The organism is uncultured Oscillibacter sp., assembly GCF_947654275.1.
Taxonomy (GTDB): Bacteria; Bacillota; Clostridia; order Oscillospirales; family Oscillospiraceae; genus Oscillibacter.
The window spans coordinates 45621-67803 of sequence record NZ_CANTJS010000011.1 but is presented as its reverse complement, the minus strand read 5'-3'; the positions used below and the strand labels follow the sequence as shown (position 1 = coordinate 67803).

The 22183-nt window shown below is 56.6% G+C and carries 21 protein-coding genes and 1 riboswitch; of the genes, 11 read left to right on the top strand and 10 right to left on the bottom strand.

The window, feature by feature from the left end; all coding sequences use genetic code 11:
• Positions 1 to 482 precede the first annotated feature (482 nt).
• The 5 genes from Q0063_RS04735 to Q0063_RS04715 all read right to left on the bottom strand — a co-directional run bounded on the left by Q0063_RS04735 (position 483) and on the right by Q0063_RS04715 (position 6028).
• Positions 483 to 1526 carry an XdhC family protein gene (locus Q0063_RS04735; protein ID WP_297870828.1) on the bottom strand — a complete coding sequence of 348 codons (1044 nt, stop codon included), beginning with the start codon at positions 1524 to 1526 and terminating at the stop codon, positions 483 to 485.
• 4 nt (positions 1527 to 1530) lie between these two features.
• Positions 1531 to 2382 (bottom strand): TraX family protein, encoded by an 852-nt coding sequence (locus tag Q0063_RS04730; protein WP_297870827.1) that lies wholly within the window; start codon positions 2380 to 2382, stop codon positions 1531 to 1533.
• A 194-nt stretch (positions 2383 to 2576) separates the two neighbouring features.
• Positions 2577 to 3257 (bottom strand): hypothetical protein, encoded by a 681-nt coding sequence (locus tag Q0063_RS04725; RefSeq protein ID WP_297870826.1) that lies wholly within the window; start codon positions 3255 to 3257, stop codon positions 2577 to 2579.
• A gap of 195 nt (positions 3258 to 3452) precedes the next feature.
• Positions 3453 to 4160, bottom strand: coding sequence for a hypothetical protein (locus Q0063_RS04720; protein ID WP_297870825.1), 708 nt, complete (start codon positions 4158 to 4160; stop codon positions 3453 to 3455).
• Positions 4161 to 4285: 125 nt separating this feature from the next.
• The gene (locus Q0063_RS04715; RefSeq protein WP_297870824.1) at positions 4286 to 6028 is read right to left on the bottom strand and encodes a Na+/H+ antiporter NhaC family protein; all 1743 of its coding nucleotides are present in this window, start codon (positions 6026 to 6028) and stop codon (positions 4286 to 4288) included.
• A 76-nt stretch (positions 6029 to 6104) separates the two neighbouring features.
• Positions 6105 to 6278: riboswitch (Lysine riboswitch) on the bottom strand.
• Positions 6279 to 6629: 351 nt separating this feature from the next.
• Between Q0063_RS04715 and Q0063_RS04710 the strand changes: the two genes are divergently transcribed.
• Genes Q0063_RS04710 through Q0063_RS04700 form a run of 3 tightly spaced genes read left to right on the top strand, consistent with a single transcriptional unit; the run spans position 6630 to position 8635 of the window.
• Positions 6630 to 7844 (top strand): pyridoxal phosphate-dependent aminotransferase, encoded by a 1215-nt coding sequence (locus Q0063_RS04710; protein ID WP_297870823.1) that lies wholly within the window; start codon positions 6630 to 6632, stop codon positions 7842 to 7844.
• A 34-nt stretch (positions 7845 to 7878) separates the two neighbouring features.
• Positions 7879 to 8160 carry a Dabb family protein gene (locus Q0063_RS04705; RefSeq protein WP_297870822.1) on the top strand — a complete coding sequence of 94 codons (282 nt, stop codon included), beginning with the start codon at positions 7879 to 7881 and terminating at the stop codon, positions 8158 to 8160.
• A complete protein-coding gene (locus tag Q0063_RS04700) occupies positions 8150 to 8635 on the top strand; it encodes an SMI1/KNR4 family protein (protein ID WP_297870821.1) in 486 nt (161 codons plus the stop codon). Before Q0063_RS04705 ends, Q0063_RS04700 begins: the two co-directional genes overlap by 11 nt.
• A gap of 67 nt (positions 8636 to 8702) precedes the next feature.
• Here the strand turns inward: Q0063_RS04700 and Q0063_RS04695 are convergent, their stop codons facing one another.
• The 5 genes from Q0063_RS04695 to Q0063_RS04675 form a co-directional block, all read right to left on the bottom strand.
• Positions 8703 to 9341: a CatB-related O-acetyltransferase gene (locus Q0063_RS04695; protein WP_297870820.1), complete on the bottom strand. Its 639-nt coding sequence runs from the start codon at positions 9339 to 9341 to the stop codon at positions 8703 to 8705.
• Between the two features lie 408 nt (positions 9342 to 9749).
• Complete coding sequence (locus tag Q0063_RS04690; protein ID WP_297870819.1) at positions 9750 to 10214, bottom strand: metallophosphoesterase family protein; 465 nt, start codon at positions 10212 to 10214, stop codon at positions 9750 to 9752.
• Between the two features lie 97 nt (positions 10215 to 10311).
• Entirely contained in the window at positions 10312 to 10959 is a 648-nt protein-coding gene (locus Q0063_RS04685; protein ID WP_297870818.1) for a GNAT family N-acetyltransferase, read from the bottom strand.
• A complete protein-coding gene (locus tag Q0063_RS04680; RefSeq protein ID WP_297870817.1) occupies positions 10901 to 11239 on the bottom strand; it encodes a GIY-YIG nuclease family protein in 339 nt (112 codons plus the stop codon). The genes Q0063_RS04685 and Q0063_RS04680 overlap by 59 nt, the downstream gene beginning before the upstream one ends.
• Positions 11232 to 11654 (bottom strand): GNAT family N-acetyltransferase, encoded by a 423-nt coding sequence (locus Q0063_RS04675; protein WP_297870816.1) that lies wholly within the window; start codon positions 11652 to 11654, stop codon positions 11232 to 11234. Before Q0063_RS04675 ends, Q0063_RS04680 begins: the two co-directional genes overlap by 8 nt.
• Before the next feature lie 195 nt (positions 11655 to 11849).
• On the opposite strand from Q0063_RS04675, the gene Q0063_RS04670 reads away from it, so the two are divergent.
• The 8 genes from Q0063_RS04670 to Q0063_RS04635 all read left to right on the top strand — a co-directional run bounded on the left by Q0063_RS04670 (position 11850) and on the right by Q0063_RS04635 (position 22088).
• Complete coding sequence (locus Q0063_RS04670) at positions 11850 to 12053, top strand: sporulation sigma factor SigK (protein ID WP_367180329.1); 204 nt, start codon at positions 11850 to 11852, stop codon at positions 12051 to 12053.
• Between the two features lie 158 nt (positions 12054 to 12211).
• On the top strand, positions 12212 to 15466 hold the full coding sequence (locus tag Q0063_RS04665) for a BTAD domain-containing putative transcriptional regulator (RefSeq protein WP_297870815.1): 3255 nt from the start codon (positions 12212 to 12214) through the stop codon (positions 15464 to 15466).
• Between the two features lie 403 nt (positions 15467 to 15869).
• The gene (locus Q0063_RS04660) at positions 15870 to 16943 is read left to right on the top strand and encodes a TRAP transporter substrate-binding protein (RefSeq protein ID WP_297870814.1); all 1074 of its coding nucleotides are present in this window, start codon (positions 15870 to 15872) and stop codon (positions 16941 to 16943) included.
• A gap of 87 nt (positions 16944 to 17030) precedes the next feature.
• Entirely contained in the window at positions 17031 to 17621 is a 591-nt protein-coding gene (locus Q0063_RS04655; protein WP_297870813.1) for a TRAP transporter small permease, read from the top strand.
• A complete protein-coding gene (locus tag Q0063_RS04650; protein ID WP_297870812.1) occupies positions 17618 to 18892 on the top strand; it encodes a TRAP transporter large permease in 1275 nt (424 codons plus the stop codon). Before Q0063_RS04655 ends, Q0063_RS04650 begins: the two co-directional genes overlap by 4 nt.
• Positions 18893 to 18912: 20 nt before the next feature.
• Complete coding sequence (locus Q0063_RS04645) at positions 18913 to 20106, top strand: CaiB/BaiF CoA-transferase family protein (RefSeq protein ID WP_297870811.1); 1194 nt, start codon at positions 18913 to 18915, stop codon at positions 20104 to 20106.
• A 36-nt stretch (positions 20107 to 20142) separates the two neighbouring features.
• Positions 20143 to 20913 (top strand): enoyl-CoA hydratase/isomerase family protein, encoded by a 771-nt coding sequence (locus Q0063_RS04640; protein ID WP_367180328.1) that lies wholly within the window; start codon positions 20143 to 20145, stop codon positions 20911 to 20913.
• A gap of 26 nt (positions 20914 to 20939) precedes the next feature.
• Entirely contained in the window at positions 20940 to 22088 is a 1149-nt protein-coding gene (locus tag Q0063_RS04635; RefSeq protein WP_297870810.1) for an acyl-CoA dehydrogenase family protein, read from the top strand.
• Positions 22089 to 22183 lie beyond the last annotated feature (95 nt).

Sequence of the window (22183 nt, the reverse complement as noted above, 5' to 3'; positions counted from 1 at the left end):
CTGTCTCCTGAATCCCTCGGATATTTGTACTATTCTTGAAAATTGATTTCCCTGCGGGGACTCCTGTTCAGATTGCTGCTGCTCAGCGCCAGCCGGCCAAATAATCCGTCAGAGTACCGGATGTGGGCAGTTACCCCATACAGACATGTAACTGCCCGATAAAATGCAATTTTTTGATTTGGATGTTCACGGCAGGATACCTGCAATAACAGCAATCATGCAAACCAATACGACCCCCATGCTGAATGTGACATTCACTTTTTGACCTGTTTGACCCCTTTGTCTGCCGTATCTGTTTTATCAGAAAATGCAGCACAGAAAATGGCAGCTGTCATCAGCAATACCGGCATTAACAATACAGAAAGCTTTTCCATATCTCCCTCCGCAGCTTCCGGTCTGCTGGGCTGATGACAGTGCGCAGCTATGGCCGCATCAGCCCGGTCCTGCAGAAACCGTCAGCGTAATACCCGGCAGCGCTTCTCTCAAAGGGGACGGCAGGGGTGCGCCTCCCCTTCCTTCCGGAGACGGGACCGCTCCAGAATCATCTCCCCGGCGATGCTGACGGCAATCTCCTCCGGCGTCACCGCCCCGATGGCGGTTCCGATGGGGCTGTGGACCCGGCGGAGGGCCTCCTCCGGGACCCCCGCCTCCCGGAGCCGCCGGTTTACATAGGCGGTTTTCGTCCGGGAGCCGATAACGCCGATATAGGCCAGGGGGCCCCGCAGGACCTGTTCCTCCACCTCATAGTCATGCTGATGTCCGTTGGTCATCACCACCACATAGTCCGCCGCCGTCAGCGTCAGATATCCGGAAATCCGCAGGTAGTCCCCGGCAATCAGGGTCTCCGCCGTGGGGAAGCGCTCTTTTGTGACGAACTCCGGGCGGTCGTCGAACACCGTCACCCGGAAGCCCACGGTCTCCAGCAGCGGGGCCAGGGCCCGGGAGCAGTGGCCTCCGCCGAAAATCACCGCCCGCTCCCCCGGCGACAGGGGCAGGAGAAACAGGCCGTTTTCCAGCAGGGCCCGGCTGGCTGGGGCACAGGAAATTCCCTCTGCTACGCCTGCCAGAACGCACCCCCGTTTATCCAGCAGGGCCGGGGCCCCGCCGTCCGTCCGGAGGACCAGCCAGCTCTGTTTCCGCGCCTCCCGGCGGGCCAGCAGAGCCGCCGTCACGTCCCGCCAGTCCCTGTCCTCATGGCCGATGAATTGCAGCAGCACGGAGATATCCCCGCCGCAGACGGGGTTTTCCCGGGCTTTGGGGTCGTGGCGGAGTCGGAAGCTCTGAAGGGCGGAGCGCTGCTCCGCCAGCAGCCTTTCCGCCAGCTCCAGGGCCGCGCCCTCCGCCGCGCCGCCGCCGATGGTCCCGGCAGCCAGCCCCTCCCGGCTCACCAGCATCTGGGCCCCGGTCCCCCGGGGGGAGGAGCCCTCCTCCGCCACGATGGTGGCCAGCACCGCGTCCTCTCCCCGGTCCAGCAGGGACAGAAGGGTCTCACAGATCTTGCGCATGGGGCACTCCCTTCCCGCCATCCGGTCAGCCCCCTGTCAGAAGGGGGTATGCCGCCCAGGACAGCATGTATAGAACATAAACGTGGGCCGGATAGAACAGGTAGAAGAACCGCTTTGGCCCCCGGCCCCGTTCTCCATTGTAGCACAGCATCAGAACCGCTGCAAGAGCCCCGTACCACTCGTAGGCTGTGGTAAACATCATCGTCCAATGGAACCCCGGGGACCGGGAGAGCACCAGCAGGGGATAAAGGAAATAATAAAGCACTGTGAAGCCCGCAAACACGCCGGCCTGAACCCTCCGGTTTTTTCGAAAGCCGTACAGCAGGATCCCCGTGAGAATTGTGCCGATACCGGCGTCCGGGTTGGAGTTCCACAAGGGCAGAAGCGTATATCCCAGGACGCTCAACGGCATCTGCAGGGCGGGAATCCCCTGCATCAGTAGCCCCGCCAAAACAGGCCACGCCAGAGGAAGAACCACCGCCGCAAGCCCCGGCCCCCAGCGCTTTTCCCCCAGCCAGTCCATGCCCTGAAAGACCGCCATCAAAATGGAAAAGCTGGTCATCATGCCGTTCATGGGGTAAAAGCCGTCGGGCCGGACCGGCAGAACGCCGGCTATCATCAGGAACAGCAGCCCGGACATGAGCAAATGGATGACGTATACCTTCATGAAGTATTTTTTTCGGTTTCGGGTATGGGAAAAGCCCTCCGCCAGACAGAACAGGAACAGCGGCGCGGCCAGCCGCCCCAGCATGCTGAACCATTCCGGAATCCGCCCCGTATAGGCGAAGAAATAGTGAATGTGGTCCAGAACCATCAGTACCAGTGCCACCCATTTCAGCCCCGTGGTGCTGAGGCCCCGGGTTTTTACAAGCTCCATGAAAACCGTCCTCCTAATGTGTTATTGAATTGGTGCAGTAGTATAATAATACATCCAGGCGGAGCTGTCAAGGGCAAAAAAAGCCCGGCCTAATGACCGGGGGAAAGAAGGTCTTTTGTTTAGTAAACGGCGGAATTCCCGGACCGGAGGGCAACCAGCACGCCGGTCATCAGCGCAATGCCGATGGACGGGCCTCATCGGCTCACCAGGGTTCCGGAGAGAATCATCTCCTCCGTCAGCGGCGTGTCCTCCGGCAGGTCCACGGTGATGCTGTGGCTGATGGACACGCCCTGTTCATCCTGCTGGGCCGCGTGGCTGTAGTGTACAGAGACGGTATGGACCGGCGTCCTGGGGGACAGGTCCTGATAGAGCGCCATGGCCTCCTGGGCCATCCGCTCCCGCATGGCTTCCTCGTCGGGAATCGGGGCGCTGGATGTATCCCCAAAGTAAATGCGGATATCGACCACCGGCTCCTCCGGCTCCCAGGGATCCCACCGGACTCCCCAATAGACCCTGTGCCCGTTGACTTCCGGGTTTTTGGCGATTCCAAGCTCCTTCCGCAGAACCATCGCCCTGCGCTCATCCTTAACCAGTCCGGTTTTCAGGTCATAGTACAGATTGCGCTCTCCCACGCCGCCCTTCAGAGCAAACGGCAGGTAATAACAGCCGTTCTTCAGATCGTATTCGGCCCAAAGCCCCTCCGGCATCAGCCCCGGCCAGGCCTGGGCGGCGTAGGTCCGCATCCGGGCGGCGGAAACCAGGTTCCCCATAACGGGAAACCATCCGACACGCCCGTCCGCCAGGATGCAGACCGCGAAAATAACCAGCAGGCATGCCGCCGCTCTCCCCAGACGCCCTCTTCGTTTCTTTTCCATTGCCCCGTCCCCCTCTTCATTATCCAATTGATACAACAGCATCCTAACGCAGCATGGCCGGTCTGTCAAGCAACGGAGCCCGGCCATATGGCCGGGGGATAGAAGGCCTTTTGTTTAGTAAACGGCGGAATTCCCGGACCGGAGGGCCAACAGCGCGCCGGTCATCGGCGCAGCATCCAGGTCCAGGGGCCGCCCTCATCGGCTCACCAGGGTTCCGGAGAGAATCATCTCCTCCGTCAGCGGCGTGTCCTCCGGCAGGTCCACGGTGATGCTGTGCCAGAGGCAGCCGCCGCGTTCATCCGACTGGGCCGCGTGGCTGTAGTGTACAGAGACGGTATGGACCGGCGTCAGAGGGGACAGGGCGTTATAGGCCTTCATGATTTCCGACGCCATTCTCTCCCGCATGGCTTCCTCATCAGGAACAGGAGCCTCCAGGGGGTCATACACATCCACGCGGAGGAAGACGTGGACCTCCCCCGGGGTCCTGGGAGACCAGGAGGTTCCCAGATAACAGCGGTAACCGTCCCGCCACAGGCCGTTCATACGAAACGCCCGGCCGGTATCCAATTCCTGCTCCAGAGCCTCCGAGCGCTGCCTGTCCATGACCTGTCCGTCGTCCGCGGAATATCGCAGGGAGCGGATTTCCCCGCCGGGGTCCTGGAAGTCCAGGGAATAAAACCCGTCCACCAGGTTGTAACCGGCCCAACAGCCCTCGGCCTCCGCCTCCGGGTAGACCTGGGCGGCGTAGGTCCGCAGCTGCCCGGCGGCGTACAGATTCCCGATGACCGGAGGCCAGCCCAGGCTTAAAGCCGCGTACAGGCACAGCGGACCCACGATAAACACCAGCAGGAAGCCGGCAATCAGCGCGTTCCTTAAAATCTTTTTCAGCCTTTTGTTCACCATCCCGCCCCCCTTTCTGATTCCCATTGTAGCACAGTGCCGGGATATCCGCAAGGACGACGTCCTTTGCAGACAGCGCAAAAGAGCCCGGCCCCGGGGGCCGGACTCTTTCGCAGGATACAGATGATTCAGGCGGGGCTGTTGCTCCTGGACCGGAGCACGAACAGCGCGCCGACCATCAGCACAATGCCGATGGGCAGGCCCAGCAGGCCGGGCAGGCCCGCGCTGACCAGGATGCCGGCAATCAGATAGGTGATGCCGGACACCGCCGCGCAGGTGATGGCATAGGGCAGCTGGGTGGACACATGGTTCACGTGGTCGCACTGGGCGCCGGCGGAGGCCATGATGGTGGTGTCGGAGATGGGGGAGCAGTGGTCGCCGCAGACAGCGCCGGCCATGCAGGCGGAGATGCAGATGATGGCCATGGGGTCGTCCATGGAGAACACATTCTGCACAATGGGAATCAGGATGCCGAAGGTGCCCCAGCTGGTGCCGGTGGCGAAGGCCAGCAGGCAGCCGATGACGAAGACAATCAGAGGCAGAATGATCTGGAGGCTGGCGGCGGAGCTGGCCACGATGTCGGCCACGAAGTACTTGGCGCCCAGGGAGTCCGTCATGTTCTTCAGGCTCCATGCGAAGGTGAGAATCATGATGGCGGGAACCATGGCCTTGAAGCCCTCGGGGATGCAGCCCATCATGTCCTTGAAGCTCATGGACCGGCGGGCCAGGTAATAGACCAGGGTGAACACCAGGGCAAAGGCGGAGCCCAGCATCAGGCCCACGGAGGCGTCGGAGTTGGAGAAGGCGGTGATGAAGTCCTCGCCCTCGAAGAAGCCGCCGGAGTAAATCATGCCGATGACGCAGCAGATGATGAGGACCACCACGGGGAGCACCAGGTCCAGCACGCGGCCCTTGTCTTCCGGCGCGTCATCCTGCGCTCCGGCGTAGGGGTTGGAGCCGGAGAAGAGGTCGCCCTTCTCAATGGCGTTTTTCTCGTAGGCGGCCATGGGGCCGAATTCCGTCTTCATGACAATCATGCCCACCATCATGACGATGGTCAGCAGGGCGTAGTAGTTATAGGGAATGGCCCGGAGGAAGAGGTTGAAGCCCTGGCCGTCCTCAGCGAAGCCCGCCACGGCGGCGGCCCAGGAGCTGATGGGGGCGATGATGCACACCGGGGCGGCGGTGGCGTCGATGATGTAGGCCAGCTTGGCCCGGGAGATGTTCTGCTTGTCCGTGATGGGCCGCATGACGCTGCCCACGGTGAGGCAGTTGAAATAGTCGTCAATGAAAATCAGCACGCCCAGGAGCACGGAGGCCAGCTGCGCCCCCACCCGGGACTTGATGTGGTCCTTGGCCCAGCGGCCGAAGGCGGCGGAGCCTCCCGCCTTGTTCATCAGGCACACCATGGAGCCCAGGATAATCAGGAAAATCAGGATGCCCATGTTGTAGGAATCGGTGACGGAGGCCACGATGCCGTCGTTGAAGACATGGAGAATGGTGGTCTCAAAGGCAAAGTTGGAATACAGCAGTCCGCCCACCAGAATCCCCAGGAACAGAGAGGAATAGACCTCCTTGGTAATCAGGGCCAGGGCAATGGCAATGATGGGGGGCACCAGGGACCAGAAGGTATTGTAAAAATTGCTGGGGGACAGGACATAGCCCACGCCCTCGCAGGTCCCGCAGGCGACGGCCTCCAGGTCCTCGGACAGCACGATGCCGGAGGTTCCGCAGTCGGAACACTCAATGTACTTGCTCCCCGCCGCGGCGGTGAGGTCCTCTCCCGCCGCCAGGGCGGGGACGGTCATGGCCGCACACAGCAGCATGACCACTGCCAGCAGCGGCAAAAGCCGTCTTCTCAGGTTCTTCATAACACACTCTCTCCTAAATAAAAATGGAGTCATGACAGGTCGTCATGACTCCACACCGTACACAGCGAGGTGCTTGCATCACGACAGCGCTCCACCCCGGGGGGTGACAGTCCGGGGGATGTTCTCCCGCGGCCCGGCTCCGGCTCCCTCAGGCGGGAGGACGAAGCCTCGGCGGATGCCCCTTTCCCCCTCCCCGGCTCCTGAACCCTTGGGGAGACGTAGTCTTGACATCCGCACCTCTATCATGCTTGGCACTCATTATAAGTAACTTTCTGGAATTGTCAACCGCTTTTTTCAGTTTTTTTCGCCCGCCGGGTCCAAAGCATCCGGCAGGCGGAGGCAAAACCGGCGGGAGGCAGCGGAAAAACAGAGGGTTTACAGACTCTTCCAGCCTGCTTTTGCACATTTTACCCAGCTTTCCTCTGCCACCCTTCAGCAAATACGGACAAATCGACGATTTTCGGAAAATCGTTTGACACAGGCCGCAGAGATGCTAGAATAGACAAATATATGATGATGGGAGAGACTGCCCCGGGGCGGGCTTCTCCCGTTTGAAACGTATATTGCAGGACTGATTTAAAAGGAGGCGGCAGGATCTATCATGAAATTTTCCAGCAAGATTGAAGCGTGCGAGCTTTCACCCATCCGCAAGTTCCATCCCTATGTGGTGGCGGCGGAGGCAAAGGGCCGGAAGGTCCTCCACCTGAATATCGGCCAGCCGGACATTGAGACGCCCAAGGCCTTTTTTGACGCCGTGAAGCAATTTGCGGACCCCGTTCTGGAATACGCCCCGTCCACCGGTGTGGAGGCCTATCTGGAGGCGGTGCGGGATTACTACGCCCAGACCGTGGGCGTCCGTCTGGAGCTGAGCGACATCATGGCCACCTACGGCGGCAGCGAGGCCCTTCAGATTGTCATGGCCTGCATCCTGGACGACGGCGACGAGATCCTGGTGCCCGAGCCCTTCTATCCCAACTACACCACCTTCATCGGCGTCACCGGCGGCGTGGTGCGCCCCATTCCCACGGAGCCGGAAAACGGCTACCGCTTCGCCCGGCGGGAGCGCATCGAGCCCCTGATTAACCGGCATACCCGGGCCATTCTGGTGACCAACCCCGGCAATCCCACCGGCACCGTGCTCTCAAGGGAGGAGCTGCGCCTTCTGGCGGACATCGCCAAAGAACACGGGCTGTTCCTCATCAGCGACGAGGTCTACCGCGAGATCGTCTACGGCGGCGAAGCCCTCAGCTCCATGCTGGAGTACGAGGACGCGGCGGAAAACGTGGTGGTCATTGATTCCGTGTCCAAGCGCTTTTCCTCCTGCGGGGCCCGTGTGGGGGCCATGATCTCCCGGAACAAAGAGCTGATGACCCAGGCCATGAAAATCTGTCAGGGCCGGCTCTGCGCCGCCACGCTGGACCAGGCGGGAGCCGCCGCCCTGTACCGCTTCATGACGCCGGCCTACTGCGCCGGAGTCCGGGACGAGTACGCCCGGCGGAAGGACGCGGTGGTGGAGGGTCTCCAGAAAATCCCCGGCGTCCGGTTCAGCCGGCCCGAGGGCGCGTTCTACGTCATGGCCACCCTGCCGGTGGACGACGCGGAAAAGCTCCAGTATTTCCTGCTGGAGGAGTTTGAGGACCGCGGCGAGACCGTCATGTACGCCCCCGGCGAGGGCTTCTACGGCACCCCCGGCAAGGGCCGGAGCGAAATCCGCATCGCCTACGTCACCAACCCCGCCGAGCTGACCCGGGCCATTGAGCTGCTGGGTCTGGGCATCGCCGCCTATAACCGCAGAAACGCCCTTCAGAATACATAAGCATCATTTTTCGAACTAACAGGAGGTTTTGCCCATGATCCGGCATATCGTCATGTGGAAATTCCGCCCCGGCACGGAGAAGGAGCAGGAGCAGTTCTTCGCCGGCCTCCGGGGGCTCCAGGGAGTCGTTCCCCAGCTGCTGAAAAGCGAGGTGGCGGTGAACGTGGGCCCCGGAAATTACGACGCCGTTCTCGTCAGCGACTTCGAGAATCTGGAGGCTCTGGAGATCTATAAAAACGACCCCCGGCACAAGGCCGTGTCCGCCCTGTGCAAATCCATCCGGGAGGATCGTGTGGCGGTGGACTATGAATTCTAAAGAGACGCCCACACCGGAGGCATTTCTGGAGCCCCATTCGGAGCCCGGGGTCACGGAGGAGGAATTCCGTGCCCTTGAAGAGACCTTCGGCGTGGTCCTTCCGGAGGACATGAAGGCATTTTACCGGCAGCAGAACGGGGGATTTTTCCGGAAGGGGCAGGACTATTTTGTCAGAGACAGTGAATATGAGCTGTCTTTGACCTATTTTCACAGCATATCCCGCGCCTTTCATCCCAATATCCTGCCCATGGACACCCTGCTGAACTGGCAGCAGATGGATGAGTTTCTTCCCGGCACGCTGGTGCCTTTTTGTTCTGACGGAGGCGGTGACTCCTATTACATCCAGGCGGACGGCCAGGGCAATCGGGTCTACTATATCTTCCACGAGGACATCGACGAATTTCTGGACACGCCGGAAAACTGCCTGATTGCGGAATCCTTTACCGATTTTCTGGAAAAAATCCACACCCGCTGAGCCCACAGAGACAAAGAGCCCCCGCCGCATTTCGCGGCGGGGGCTCCTTCTTTTTTACAATGGACCCTCAGGCGTTCCGCCGCAGGGCTTCCAGGTCACCCTTCTGAATGGCCCGGAGGCTGCCGGACAGCTTCTCGGGAGGCCAGTCCCACCATTTCAGCTCCAGCAGCGCGTCGATGGTCTCCTGACCAAAGCGCCGCCGGATGGGCCGGGCAGGGACGCCGCCCACGATGGTATACGGCGGCACGTCCTTCGTCACCACAGACCGGGCGGCCACAATGGCCCCGTCGCCAATGGTGACGCCGGATAAAATCACGGCCTCATAGCCAATCCAGACGTCATTCCCCACCGCAATGCCGCCCCGGTTGTCCCAGGCCTCCGTCACCTTCATTCCGTGGCCCCACTCCTCGCAGAAAATGGGGAACACATAGGTGGACAGGGAGCCCATGGCATGGTTGGCGCTGTTCATCAGGAACCGCGCCCCGCAGGCGATGGAGCAGAATTTTCCAACGGTCAGCCGGTCGCCGTTGACGGGGTAATGGTAGAGCACGTTGTTCTTCTGAAAGTCCCGGGGGTCATGGACAAAATCGTTGTAGATGGTAAACTCTCCGACCTCGATATAGGGGCCCTGAACGGCGTTTTTCAGGTAGATGGTTTGGCTGTCGCCGCTTCGGGGATACAGCTTTGTGGAATCCGGAATCGTCATGGGAATCTCTCCTTCGTTATTTCAGCTAGTTTGGACGATTCCGGTTCCGGCAATGCAGCGCTTCACCCGCTTACCACTCCTTTTTTTGACGGTCTATAGTCACCGCACAGGCCGCAAAACGGCCTTGCGGTGGACTTCATAGCCAGCACAGGGGTTTGCCCGCCAGCGGCTCCGCCGCTGTTTGAAAAGCGGTATCTGCCGGTTTTCAGCTGTGCCGGCTCTATGGGAATTTAGAACCTGTATTCATAGCCGGGGGATGCTGGATGGACGGGAATTTTTCCTGTCAGACAAGAAGATTTTCCGCAGCAATCCTGACGGATTGCAAGGGAAATCGACGCAGTATGGCAGGAAAAAGACCGTTCAGACAGCGTTCAGCGGTTGTGAATACAGGTTCTTAAATGCCCTGGGCTACAGGAGAACCGTTCTGGCGTTCAGCTTCTCCCCCTCCAGGGTGACGACTCCATAGGCAGGGCGGGCGTACTCGCCCACGCTTCCGGGGTTCAGAAACAGAGTCTTTCCCCGCATGTCCACCAGAGGCCTGTGGGTATGGCCGAAGAGGAAGAGGTCCAGGTTCTGCTCCTCCGCCGCCAGGCCCGCAGCCATCAGGGACTGCTTGACTCCGTAGGTGTGGCCGTGGCAGAGCAGCACCCGCTTATTCCCCAGAAACAGCAGCTTTTCCGCCGCCTCCGAGGAACGGAAGTCGCAGTTGCCGGGGACCTGCTCAAAGGGGAGCTCCGGGAACCACTTGTGGAGCCGCGTGCCGTCCCGCCAGCAGTCACCCAGATGGAAGATCATGGCGGGCTGTTCCCGCTCCACCGCCTGAACCATGTTGTCCATGTTCCCATGGGAATCTGACAGAACTAAAATCTTCATGGCTGCCTCCCTTTCCATATTTTTGCCATATTTTCCAGAGTGCAGCAATGATTATATCTGCTTTCCCGCACTTCCGCAAGGGCCGCCGCCGGAATATTTATGAACTTTTCGTAAAATTCCGGACCCATGCGGGCCCCGCGAAAAGACCGGAATTTCCCTCCGGTCCGCCGGAGCATTTTTTTCGCCCCTTCCGCCCCTCCCGGCCGGCTCCGCCGGGGCGGACCTCTCCAGCCGCGGTCCTTCTAAAGGGCCCCGCCGGTCTCCGGACGGCGGCAGTACAGCAGTTCTGCTTCCCGCCCACGGCGCTCTCCATGCGGGTCCCGCCGAAGCGGAAGCCGTTTTTCTCATAGAAGCGCCGGGCCCGGCGGTTCTTTTCCAGCACCCACAGCAGGATATCCCGGAATCCCCGGTCCGCCAGCTCCCGGACCGCCGCCTCCAGCAGCGGCCTTCCATAGCCCCGGCCCATGTACTCCGGCAGCAGGTACAATGCCACCACCTCCCCGAACTCCGGATGCTCCGGCCAGCGGGAGGGTCCGACGCTGGATGTGCCCACCGGCTTCCCGCCGTCAAGCATCACCAGAGCGGTCCGGTCCGCCCGGTCCAGGGCCTCCGCCCAGTGTCCGGCGGGGATGCCGTCCAGATACGCCTGGGACACCATGCCCCGGCAGGCGGCCCTCCAGCTCTCCTCATAAATGCGGCTGACAGACAGCCGGCTGTCCGTCTCCCTCAGCGGACGGATCTCCATGGGCTGTCTCCTCCCTTCTTTTTTCAATCAGCGCCAGCTTTTGGGTGCGGGTCAGGGCCTTGACGGCCATCTCCCGCCGCAGGGCGGCGCTTTTGTCCGCCGCCGCCTCCTGATAGACCAGCGCCACCGGCAGGCGGCTCCGGGTGTATTTGGCCCCCCTGCCTCTCCGGTGGGCCTCCAGCCGCCGGGGCAGGTCGTTGGTGCAGCCGGTGTAGAGGGTGCCGTCGCCGCAGCGGAGGATGTAAACCGTCCAGCGGCGCTTTGCCGGTCCCTCAGACATGCCAGACCATGACAGACTCCGCCTCGCCGGTTCCCGGGTCCGTCTGTTCCTCCAGAACGGAAAAGCCCTCCCGCCGGTAAAACCGGAGCGCACCGGCGTTTTTCCGATAGACATGCAACCGCAGCCGCTCCCGGCGGCCCTTGGCCTCATCCATCAGGGCGCGGCCAATTCCCCGGCCCCGGGCCTCCCGCCGGACGAACAGCCCGGCAATCAGGTCCCCATCCAGACCCAGAAAGCCCTGAAGCCCTCCGGAGTCCTCATAGACCAGCAGCTCCGCCTGCGCCAGCTGGGGAACCAGACCGGCAAAATGCCCCTTCCAGTAGGACGGGGCAATGAAGCTGTGGGCGTCCAGATTGGCGGCCAGCCAGATTTCCGCGATTTCCGGAAGCTCCGAAGCGTGTGGTTTCCGAATCAAGCGCCTTCCCTCCCAATGGTGATATTCGGATTCAGCATAGCACATTCCCGCCTCCGGCGCAAGTCTTTGGACGTCCCCGTCCCTCATAGAGTACATAGAGAGGGCGGCTCCGCCGTCCTCCAGTCCGGCCTGCCGCTGGCCGCAAGAGCGGCGGCCGGGGCGGCTTCTCCGTCCCCGGCTCACCGGGAGGAATCTATGCTCTCTGCCGCCCTGCTGATTTTCGCCAATACGCTGCTGTTCTCCCTGCGCCTCTCCGGCGGCGGGTCCTTTCCAAAACCCCTCTCCGCCGCCGAGGAACGGGAGTGGCTGTCAAAATACGCGGAGGGAGACCCGGAGGCCCGGCAGGTGCTGATTGAACGGAACCTGCGGCTGGTGGCGCATATTATTAAGAAGGGGTGAAGCGGAAGGAAACGGCCTATAAGGGTGTATGGAATAAAATCCAGTGACAAAATTCGTCTTTCATGGTATAATCTTTTCAAAAATTTCGTCTATGGCAAATAAACTTACGGAGAAATACAAGGGATAGCTCACGGAAATATCGGGGAAAGGACGACAAAATGGCAGAATTCTGGCGTACAGATTTAATGGGAGCACAGTCAAGCTCTCAGGGCGATTTGGAATATTCCTGCCTGGAAAAATCGCTGCGTGAGGGGATTGCCTACTGTCCGGTTATAATTGACGTTCAAACCGGATGCGGCAGACTGAAGGCTATTGAAAACTTTTTCTGCGAAAGAGGAGAATACTATTTTTACATGGACGTGCAGGAGCTTACTACGTCCCCCTCTACATACAATATTGATGAATTTATCGAAAATTTGACCTCTTTTTGTGCAGAAAATGGCATCTTTATTCAGCGTCCCGCCATCAGCGGCTATTCTGAGCGGGAAATCTGGAACCAATTCCTGCGGCAGTGCGCCAAAGCCGACCGGGCCCCCAACATGTACATTATTCTGGAACGCTTCTGCCCTGACAACGACCTCTTCAATCATTTCCTCTGGAAGCTGGAGCGGTATACCGGGCGGTGGCTACATTTTATCTTTTTAATGAACGCCCCTCTGCCAGGCAGCATGGCGGCGCCTCTTTTCCAACAGGCATACCGCATTTCCTTTAACAATTTTCTGATGACGATGAAAGAGGCGAAACTGTGTCTGGAGAAGGCCGGAAACTCTGTCGATGACAGCGAGCTGAGGACTATCTGGCTTGCGACCGCAGGCTGGGCTCTGCCTGCCAACCTGCTCTTTTACAAGGCAAAGCGGGACCCCAACATTTTAGACGACGTACGCAAAAGTCCAATTAATACGATTTTATATCTTCCGGAGCTGTACTCATTTTTCCAAAACACATTATTCACCCAAATGACCGGCGAAGAAACGGAGCTCTTACTGAAATGCTCTGTTGACAATCAATTAAGCGATCCTTACTGCAGATATTTGGGAATTGGCACCGGCGCCGCCAGCGTTTCCGAAATCGCGGAAAAGTGTCCGTACATCACTTGTCTGAATTTCTTCGAGCAGGTCTATTCCATCAACCCCGTGGTACAGTCCTTTTTATACCACACCGCAAAGCAAAAATATGGGGAGGCGGAAATGGAACGTCTCCACACTGCCGCTGCCGCATATTTCACGCGGCAAAAAGACTGGAAACGGATATTATCCCACAACCTGCTGCTGGGCAATCTGCACGACGCCGCATACACCTTTCGTTACCTCGCGTTTGACGTAAGCAGCCACTACCAAAGTGAAGATTTTAAGGAACTCGTACGAAGATCCCACATGTCCATTCTGGAGAGGGACCCCTGGGTTCAGTTTGCCTACGCAATTGCTGTAAAATACCAGTATCCCGATATTTCCCTGCAATATTTCCAAAAAGCAATGGGCCTGTTCGCTGAGAACAACGATATTGAGGGGGAGATTCTCTCTTTCTGCCAGACTGTAAGTCTCGGCTTCTTTTCCGAAGCGCATAAAAGCGTGTTTTTGAATCAGGAGATGCTCACAAAATTTTATACAGAGCCCAATGCGCCCCTGTGCGAAGACACTGTCCTGGACTGCTATAGAAAAGTCTTTCTGGCATACGCGTATATCCAACTGGGAAAGGATATCGGCCTTGCCTCTGCGTGGCTGAAGGATGCAGAACAGACCAGCGTTGTACTTCAAAACAAAAACCTGCGTCTATGGGTGGATTTTGTCCGGATTTTGTACTATGCCAACCGCCCGGATTCCCAGCAGCTGCGTTTTTATGTCACCAAGGCGCTGGAGCTTGCGGAGACGGGAGATGTCCAGCTGGAGCTGAAAATGTATCTATATCAGACCTCTGCGTTTATTTACTTCATTAAAAGCGGACTTTACGAACAAGCGCGAAACCACTGCGAAGAAGCCCGTATTTTGGCATATACCATTGGCGCTACCAGCTATTTGGTGTATATCAATCTGATTTACACCTATGCCCTGGACTGCCTGCGGGAATTTGACTTAGCCGAGCAGATCATTCTGGAAACAGAAAATACCGCGCGGAATATCTTAAATATCCGCAACGAACATCTTTGGGCCTACTATATGATTGGACAGGCCTATCACTACTATTTAAAAGGCGATTGGCAGGCCGCGTTTTATGCAGCAGACAACGGAATCAGCTACAGCCGGCGAAGCAAGCGGAACTCTTACCTGGCCCGGGCTCTTCTGGTTATGTGCAGCATCCAGCTGAGGCAGGGGAACCTGCAGCAGGCCGGCGAGTGCATTGGGGAATGCCTCTCCATCACGAAATCGGGAAAATATTTCTTTTACCGCCTGTCCGCCCTATACCAGGAAGCCCTGATTCATTATGAAGACCACGGTGACAGCGCGCAGCTGAAATTAGAGCTTCAGCCGGTTTTAGAGCAGGCCCGGCAGGCAGAGATTGCCCATTTCAACTTCACAGCTCCTTGGGATCTGCCGCGATACATCCAGGAAGCGGGGCTTGACTTTGATCAGCGTTTTATTCAAAATCTCTGTGCGCTGAACAGCGCCATGCTGACACAGCCCTCCATTCTCTACAGAAAGAACGGCAAAAAGGAACTTAGCATCCAGCTGTTCGGCGGATTTCACTGCTATTGGAAAAAGAAGGACCTCGCAATCGGCATTCCGCAGAAAGCAAGGTATTTACTGGAGCTGCTGGCCATTTCCAATGAGCCCCTCGGCATTGCCAAAATCATTGAGGAGCTTTGGCCCAACCAAAGCCAGAAGAAGGCCATGAACAATTTTTATTTTACCCTGCATCAAATCCGCAAGGCCCTTGGAAAAAAGGACTTTGTGCGCTATGAGCAGAAGCGGTGCTGGCTGGATTCCGATTATTATTCCACGGATGTTCAGGAGTTCTCACAATGGAAGAAACGGGGCCAGGCTGCCTATGAACAAGGCGATTGGGAGACCTGCGCCGCTTGTTTCGACAACGCCGTCGCCCTTTACCGCGGGGAGCTTTTAGCTGAGGAAGAACTGGAGGACAGTCTGGACGCAGAGCGCCGCGCAGTTGAGCGGGACGTATACTATTTCTGCATGGATTACGGCGCTTTGCTGCTGCGGAACGATAACAGCCGCAAGGGGATCGAGGTCCTGCAAAAAATTACTCGGAACGAATTTGCCCAGGAAGACCTTCTACGCCTGCTGATGATTGCTCATTATATGCTGGGCGCAAGAGGCGAAGCGCTAAAACTGTACCAGGAATTGGAAAAAGTTCTAATGGCGGAGATGGATGTAGCGCCCCATGTCCTCAGCCGCCAGATCTACGAAGATATTAAAAACGGGAAAGATTCCAAATCCATCCTGCAAAAACTGCTGTAATACTCATTTCAAATAAAACGATTTCGTTTTATTTGAAATAGAACCGCATTCTGCGTTTCCGTTTTGCACCAGAATGGCGCAAAACACGTCTCATAAGAATCCGACGCGCCTTCAGCGCTATCAAACGCTCTTTCATGGATTCTAGTATAAGCCTGCATGATACAGCCCTCGCGAGCATCCAAAAGATGCCGCAGGGGCTGCTTTTTTCGCTTCGCGTCCAGGTCCCGCAGCTCTATTCTCACATTTGCAGTTCTTGCAGGCAAAAATTTCTTTTTTTTCGATAAAAAATCAAATATTAAGGAAAAACTAAGAGAACTAAGAAAATACCAATAAATCTTTTAATTTCGACAAAATAGAGTGGAATACAGTAAGTTCACAACATCTAAAAAAGGAGACGATCATCATGAAAAAGCTACTTTCCCTTCTTTTCGCTCTCACCATGCTTCTTTCGCTGGCAGCCTGCGGCGGAAGCGAAAGTCCTCCGTCCTCTTCTGGAACCGCCTCCAATCCCACCACAGAAAAAGATGTCTACACCATTACACTCTCCCATCAATACGCCACAACTACTGCATTCCATGAAATGTGCATCTGGTGGGAGGAACAACTGGAAACCCGGTCCGGCGGGCAGATTCAAGTTGAAATTTTTCCGTCTGCCCAGCTGATGCCCGCAGATCAGGAATTTACCGCCATGCTGGACGGACGTATCCAGGCCAACACCTGTAATTCCGCCCTGCTGGCCAGTTTTGACGAGAGTTTCTGCATCTTCGAAATGCCGTTCCTTTTTGGCGACTCTTATGAATCCATGAAAAACCTGGCAGTATTCTGCCGCACACCCGAATTTAAAGAGCTGATTGCCGCTCCTGTGGAGGCAAAGGGAATCAAAGTGTATCCCACCTATCTGGACGGAGCTCGGGAAATCAGCACCACGAAGACCCCCGTAAAGAGCCTGGACGACCTGAAGGGACTGAAGCTCCGCTCCACAGGCGGCCGCTTTTCCGAACTGACCGGACAGACCTATGGATTCAACACAATGGCTATTGCCGCTGCCGAGCTGCCCACGGCCTTGATGCAGGGCACCGTAGATGGGCAGATGATGAACCCTGTGTATGTCTATCAGGTAAAATCTCCGGTGAAATACTACACCATTATTCCCTTCGACTATACCGCAGTGGATCCCATTAACGTCTCGGCCTCCTTTTATAACAGCCTGCCCGCCGAACTGCAGCAGCTGATGGACGATGTGGGCGTGGAGCTGTTCGACTATTCTGTTCAGTATACGACAGAACTGCTGGATGACTCTTATAAAATGATCAAGGAGGATATGGGATGTGAAATCTACACCTTGAGCGAGGAGGATTATGCCAGGGCAGCAGAGCTGGCGAAAACCGTTTGGGCTGCTTATGAAGAGCAGATTCCCAACGGGTCAAAATTGATTCAGCTGGCCAGCGAAATTGTTGACGGCACCTATACGGAATAAGCCGTCCTGTTCAGGCGCAGCTGCCCGCAAAACCAATCAGCAGCCGTATGGGCATGATCTCGTCCGGCTGGGAAAGGCGGAGATTTTTTGAAAAAATTTAAAGGCTTTTTCGACGGTCTCAGCAACTTTCTGATACAGATTTCCTGCATCCTGTTGCTGAGCTGTGCCGCATTTGTAAACATCGCCGTTTTTTTAAGGTATCTGTTCCACCTGTCCTTTCAATGGACGGAAGAGGTGGCCCGCTATTTACACATCAGCGTCGTTATTCTCCTGTGCGGCCCTCTGCTTTGGAGCGGCGGCCACATCTCTATGGATCTGCTCTTGCTGAAGCTGAAAGGAGCTCCCCGAAAAATCGTGCGCATCCTTGGGGAGATCGTCACGCTGGTGCTGGTTGGCTATACCTTCTATATGAGCATTCCCTATGTCCTCTCTCTGAAGGCAACCGGTATTCTTACCTTTTCCACAAAATTCGAACAGTGGATGCCTACGGTGGTAATTCCCATTGGTTTTCTTTTCGCGACTCTTTTCTGTATCGCACTCATCATCCGTGAAATTGCAGAATTCCGAAAAGAGGATGCCGCTGATGAATCCCTGAAGGAAGAAATTGCGGAAATCCTGGACACCAACCAGCTGGAGCAAATAGATGTCCATAAACTTGAAGCAGAGGAGGAAAAATGATGGCTGCCGCCGTATTTGGAATCTTTGTGGTTTTAGCGGTCATCGGCGCGCCCATCATGACCGCTTTAGGGATCGCCGGCATGGCTGGCGAAGTGGGGATGCTGAACTTGCCCGGCACTTGTATGCCGCAGGGTTTCTTCAGCTCCGTAGACAGCTGGCCACTTCTGTGCACACCCTTTTTCCTGCTCTCCGGCGCTATTATGGGAAAGTGCGGCCCTGCAACGGCGCTGTTTGACATGTGTGAAAAGTTCTTGGGGCATATTCGGGGCGGACTGGCAATTGCGGTGGTTGTTGCCTGCGCGTTTTTCGGGGCTATTACCGGGTCCGGCATCGCTACGGCCGTGGCTATTGGCAGCATGGCGGTTCCCGAGATGCTAAAGGCCGGATATGACAAGAAAATGACCTATGGCTTGGTGGCGGTTTCAGGAACCCTGGGGCTGATCATTCCTCCCAGCATTTACATGATCATCTTTGCGGGCATGGTAAGCGGTTCGGTTGTGGAGTACTTTACCGCCGGGTACCTTCCCGGAATTATGATTGCCGCAATGATGATTTTTATCGCCGTCATAAAGTCTCCTAAGGAAGTGCGCCCCAAGTACTCCTGGGCGGAACGCTGGGTCTCTTTAAAACATGCGATGCCTGCGTTGGGAATGCCCATTGTGGTAATGGGATCTATCTATACAGGCATTTTCACCGCCACAGAATCCGCCGCTCTCTCCATTCTCTACTGCATCATTGTCTGTCCCATTTTCTATCGGGGAAAATTTAACCTGAAGTCCTTTATGCAGGCCACCAGGGATGCCTGCAAGACTACATCGCAGGTGTACCTGATTCTGGGCGCTGTGACAGCGTTCTCTGTGGCCATCACCTACATGAAGCTGCCTCAGAGCATCAGTTCCTTCGTGGTAGATATGAATTTGTCCCCCACCCTGTTCATGATCGGATGTGCCGTAATCTACCTGATCTTCGGCATGTTCATAGATGTGATTCCCATTCTTTACCTCACTGTGCCTATCTTTTACCCGGTAACCCTGGCGCTGGGAATCCACACCCTCCACTTTATGATTATGACAATCGTCATGACCATGGTGGCCCAGGTATCTCCCCCCTTTGGAGTGGTTCTGTTTGCCATGACAGGCACCTTCCGGGAGAAGATCGAAACGGTTATCAAAGGAGCCCTTCCCTTTATCGCTGTTTTGTCCATCGCCTGTCTCGTTGTCATCTTCTTCCCGCAAATCAGCACATGTGTAGTTAACTGGCTTCTCTACTGACAAAGAAAGGAGTTGTTTAAATGCACAACATCGCAATGGACGGCGTCGTTGTGCTGGACCTGTCGCGAGTCGTCTCCGGCCCCTTTGCCTCGATGCTGATGGCCGATATGGGCGCCAGGGTCATTAAAGTGGAAATGCCCGGAAGCGGTGATGACACTCGCTTGTTCGGCCCGCTGATCCAGGGGGAAAGTCCCTATTTCATGACTCTGAACCGTAACAAGGAGAGCATTACGTTAAACCTGAAAACACAAAAAGGCAAAGACATCCTCTGGAAGCTGGTTGAGAAAGCCGATATCGTGATCGAGAACTTCCGTCCCGGCGTGCTGGACCGGCTTGGCTTTGGATATGAGGCATTAAAAAAGGCAAAGCCCCAGATTGTCCTCGGTTCCATTTCAGGTTTTGGTCAAAACGGCCCCTATGCCGGCCGGCCCGGTTATGATATTCTCGGCCAGGCTATGAGCGGCATCATGAGTGTTACCGGATGGCCCGGCGGCAAGCCGACCCGTGTCAATACCGCGCTTTGCGATATTCTAAGCGGTTTGAGCCTCGCAGTGGGCGTTCTGGGAGCCTATTCCAACGCTGTGAAGACCGGCGCAGGTCAGCACGTAGACGTCTCGCTGGTAGATTCCGGCGTAGCCGCTCTGTGCACAATCAACCACATTTATCTCTCCACCGGTGTTGTCCCAGGTTTGACCGGAAACCGCGACGGCGTTCTGTCCCCTTTCGCCTCCTATCAATGCAAAGACGGCAGCATCATCTTGGCCTGCGGCAATGACCGCCTTTTCGGCCAGCTGTGTGCCGTCATAGGACAGCCGGATATGGCCGGTAATCCACGTTTTGTCACCAACGAAGCCCGCATGGCGCATAATGATGAGCTGCAGGAAATTCTGGAAAACTGGCTGGCGGAAAAAACTGCGGCGGAAGCTGTCGGTTTGTTCCTGGACGCTGGAATTCCCGCCGGGCCCATCAACACCATCGACCAGGTGGCAGCGGACCCGCATATTGCGGGGGCAAGGGAGATGTTCCCCCGCATCCACCATCCGGTATTAGGCGACATGCGAATTACAGGAAGCCATCTGAAGCTTTCCGACACACCCACCAGCGTGCGAAAGCTTCCTCCGGCTCTGGGAGAGGACAATGTGCAGGTTTACCAGGATTTTCTGGGCATCAGTTCTATGGAGATAGAGCAGCTGAAGGTTGAGGGCGTTATTTGAAAATTCGGGGAGCATTTAAACTTGCAGGAGGTATTTATGAGCAGTCAAATTGTAATGCGTATCGAAGATGGAATCGCTACCATCAGTATTCGCCGTCCGGAGGTGCTGAACGCCCTCTCCAAGGACCTGATTGACGAAATGGACATCATGCTGGATGAGATCAAGGCCAATCCGGAGGTCCGGGTACTGGTGTTCTACAGCGAGAAAAACTTTGCCGCCGGAGCCGATATCAAAGAAATGTCCGTCTGCGACCCCGCCGGAGCCAAAGCCTTTGTATTCTCCAGCACTTACAACAAAATTGAAGCCCTTGGAATTCCCTCCATTGCAGTTATAGACGGATATGCCTTTGGAGGAGGTCTGGAACTGGCGCTGACCTGCGACCTTCGAATCGCCAGTAAAAAGGCGACTTTAGGGCTGACAGAGCTAAATCTTGGGATTATTCCCGGCGCCGGCGGAACCGTCCGCCTTCCCAGACTGGTTGGAGAGGCCAAGGCGAAGGAAATGATTTTCATGAGCCGCACCGTTTCCGGAGAGGAGGCCAAACAAATCGGACTGGTCAATGCCGCAGTAGAGCCGGAGGAATTACTGGAAACCGGCGCGAAATGGGCCGAAAAGCTGAAAACCCGGAGCGCTGTTGCACTGCGCGCAGCAAAAGAATCCATCGAAAACGGCATACGCGACACAGATTATGTCACCGCGATTGACCGGGAAGCTGAGATTTGGGCGTCTCTTTTTGACTCCTATGATCAAAAAGAGGGGATGGCCGCATTTATCGAAAAACGAAAGCCCAAATTTCAAAACCGCTGACGGAACAGGCTGGAGGTGTAAGCTTTATGTACGAGGAACACATATATGCGCAGAAACTTCGGGAGCTAGGACAGCAACGGCGCATCCATGAAATCGGTCTGACGGATTATGCCGATGGGCAGCCTCTTCCGCATGAATTATTTGACTTTCTAAAGGACTCCGGTGTCTTTCAGAACCTTGCGCCGGATGAAAAGAAACAGGGTGTGCACGACATCGGCCGATGGCTGGTTGCTCTTCGGGAGGTCGGTGCCCTTGACAACACCAGCGTACATATCATGACGACGCAGTCCATGCCGATCTATGCCTTGCAGCTGGCAGGTGAGACCGAACGCCTGCGCCAGCAGCTGTGGAATATGATCTCTCTGGAAAAAGCCGCCTGTTTTTGCATGACGGAACCAAGCGGCGGGTCAGATGCAGCAAACCTGTCGGCCAGCGCCTCCCGCGTTAAAGGCGGTTACTGCATCAATGGCGAAAAATGCATGATTATGAATGCCGGATTCGCTGACTATTTTCTTATCCTGGCCCGTCTTTCCGATGTGGAGGGATACGATGGATTTACACTTTTCCTTGCCGACCGCCAAACCGAAGGGCTTGAAGTTCTCCCCCATACGCCGACCTGCGGCGTGACAGGCGTTCCCATTAACCCCGTGATCTTCCATAATATGTTCTTGCCCAAGGACCGGGCCGTCGGCGGTGAGGGAAACGGCTGGAAGCTGGTGATGTCCGTTTTGAACCACACCCGCCCCGGCGTCGGCGCGGCAGCCCTGGGGGCGGCCCGGACAGCTATGGAGCGTGCGGCAGCCTTTGGGCAGCACCGAATCTGCTTTGGCAAGCCGTTGAATAAAAACGCCGTTCTGCAAGGGAAATTCGCCGGGATGTCCATGGCCTGGGACGCCGCCTGGCTCCTGGTGGAGCGTGCCGGCCGGAACTTGGACGCGCATGGGCCCGCACAGACGTCCATCTCTGCCATGGCAAAAATTGCGGGAACAGAAGCTGCGAAACAAATCGTTGACCAGGCATTGGATTTCTTCGGAGGCTATGGGTACCTGACAGAGACTGGGATGGAACGTTTTTACCGCGATATCCGCACCACGCCCATCTATGACGGGAGCAATGACATTCTTCGCGGCCTGGTAGCCGGTATCCAATTAAAAAACTATGCAGGACATATATAAGCAGCCCTTCCCATGCGGTATGTGAAAAGAAAGGCCGCTGACACCCGCGGCGAAAACCGGTTCTCAGCAATCGCATCATTCCCGTGCCTCAAAAC

Coding starts and splice junctions, on each gene's coding strand:
- Q0063_RS04700 (WP_297870821.1), top strand. CDS start 8,150: ATGAATTCTAAAGAGACGCCCACACCGGAGGCATTTCTGGAGCCCCAT.
- Q0063_RS04710 (WP_297870823.1), top strand. CDS start 6,630: ATGAAATTTTCCAGCAAGATTGAAGCGTGCGAGCTTTCACCCATCCGC.
- Q0063_RS04635 (WP_297870810.1), top strand. CDS start 20,940: ATGTACGAGGAACACATATATGCGCAGAAACTTCGGGAGCTAGGACAG.
- Q0063_RS04725 (WP_297870826.1), bottom strand. CDS start 3,257: ATGGAAAAGAAACGAAGAGGGCGTCTGGGGAGAGCGGCGGCATGCCTG.
- Q0063_RS04650 (WP_297870812.1), top strand. CDS start 17,618: ATGATGGCTGCCGCCGTATTTGGAATCTTTGTGGTTTTAGCGGTCATC.
- Q0063_RS04720 (WP_297870825.1), bottom strand. CDS start 4,160: ATGGTGAACAAAAGGCTGAAAAAGATTTTAAGGAACGCGCTGATTGCC.
- Q0063_RS04715 (WP_297870824.1), bottom strand. CDS start 6,028: ATGAAGAACCTGAGAAGACGGCTTTTGCCGCTGCTGGCAGTGGTCATG.
- Q0063_RS04735 (WP_297870828.1), bottom strand. CDS start 1,526: ATGGCGGGAAGGGAGTGCCCCATGCGCAAGATCTGTGAGACCCTTCTG.
- Q0063_RS04685 (WP_297870818.1), bottom strand. CDS start 10,959: ATGGAGATCCGTCCGCTGAGGGAGACGGACAGCCGGCTGTCTGTCAGC.
- Q0063_RS04695 (WP_297870820.1), bottom strand. CDS start 9,341: ATGACGATTCCGGATTCCACAAAGCTGTATCCCCGAAGCGGCGACAGC.
- Q0063_RS04670 (WP_367180329.1), top strand. CDS start 11,850: ATGCTCTCTGCCGCCCTGCTGATTTTCGCCAATACGCTGCTGTTCTCC.
- Q0063_RS04680 (WP_297870817.1), bottom strand. CDS start 11,239: ATGTCTGAGGGACCGGCAAAGCGCCGCTGGACGGTTTACATCCTCCGC.
- Q0063_RS04665 (WP_297870815.1), top strand. CDS start 12,212: ATGGCAGAATTCTGGCGTACAGATTTAATGGGAGCACAGTCAAGCTCT.
- Q0063_RS04690 (WP_297870819.1), bottom strand. CDS start 10,214: ATGAAGATTTTAGTTCTGTCAGATTCCCATGGGAACATGGACAACATG.
- Q0063_RS04660 (WP_297870814.1), top strand. CDS start 15,870: ATGAAAAAGCTACTTTCCCTTCTTTTCGCTCTCACCATGCTTCTTTCG.
- Q0063_RS04640 (WP_367180328.1), top strand. CDS start 20,143: ATGAGCAGTCAAATTGTAATGCGTATCGAAGATGGAATCGCTACCATC.
- Q0063_RS04730 (WP_297870827.1), bottom strand. CDS start 2,382: ATGGAGCTTGTAAAAACCCGGGGCCTCAGCACCACGGGGCTGAAATGG.
- Q0063_RS04705 (WP_297870822.1), top strand. CDS start 7,879: ATGATCCGGCATATCGTCATGTGGAAATTCCGCCCCGGCACGGAGAAG.
- Q0063_RS04645 (WP_297870811.1), top strand. CDS start 18,913: ATGCACAACATCGCAATGGACGGCGTCGTTGTGCTGGACCTGTCGCGA.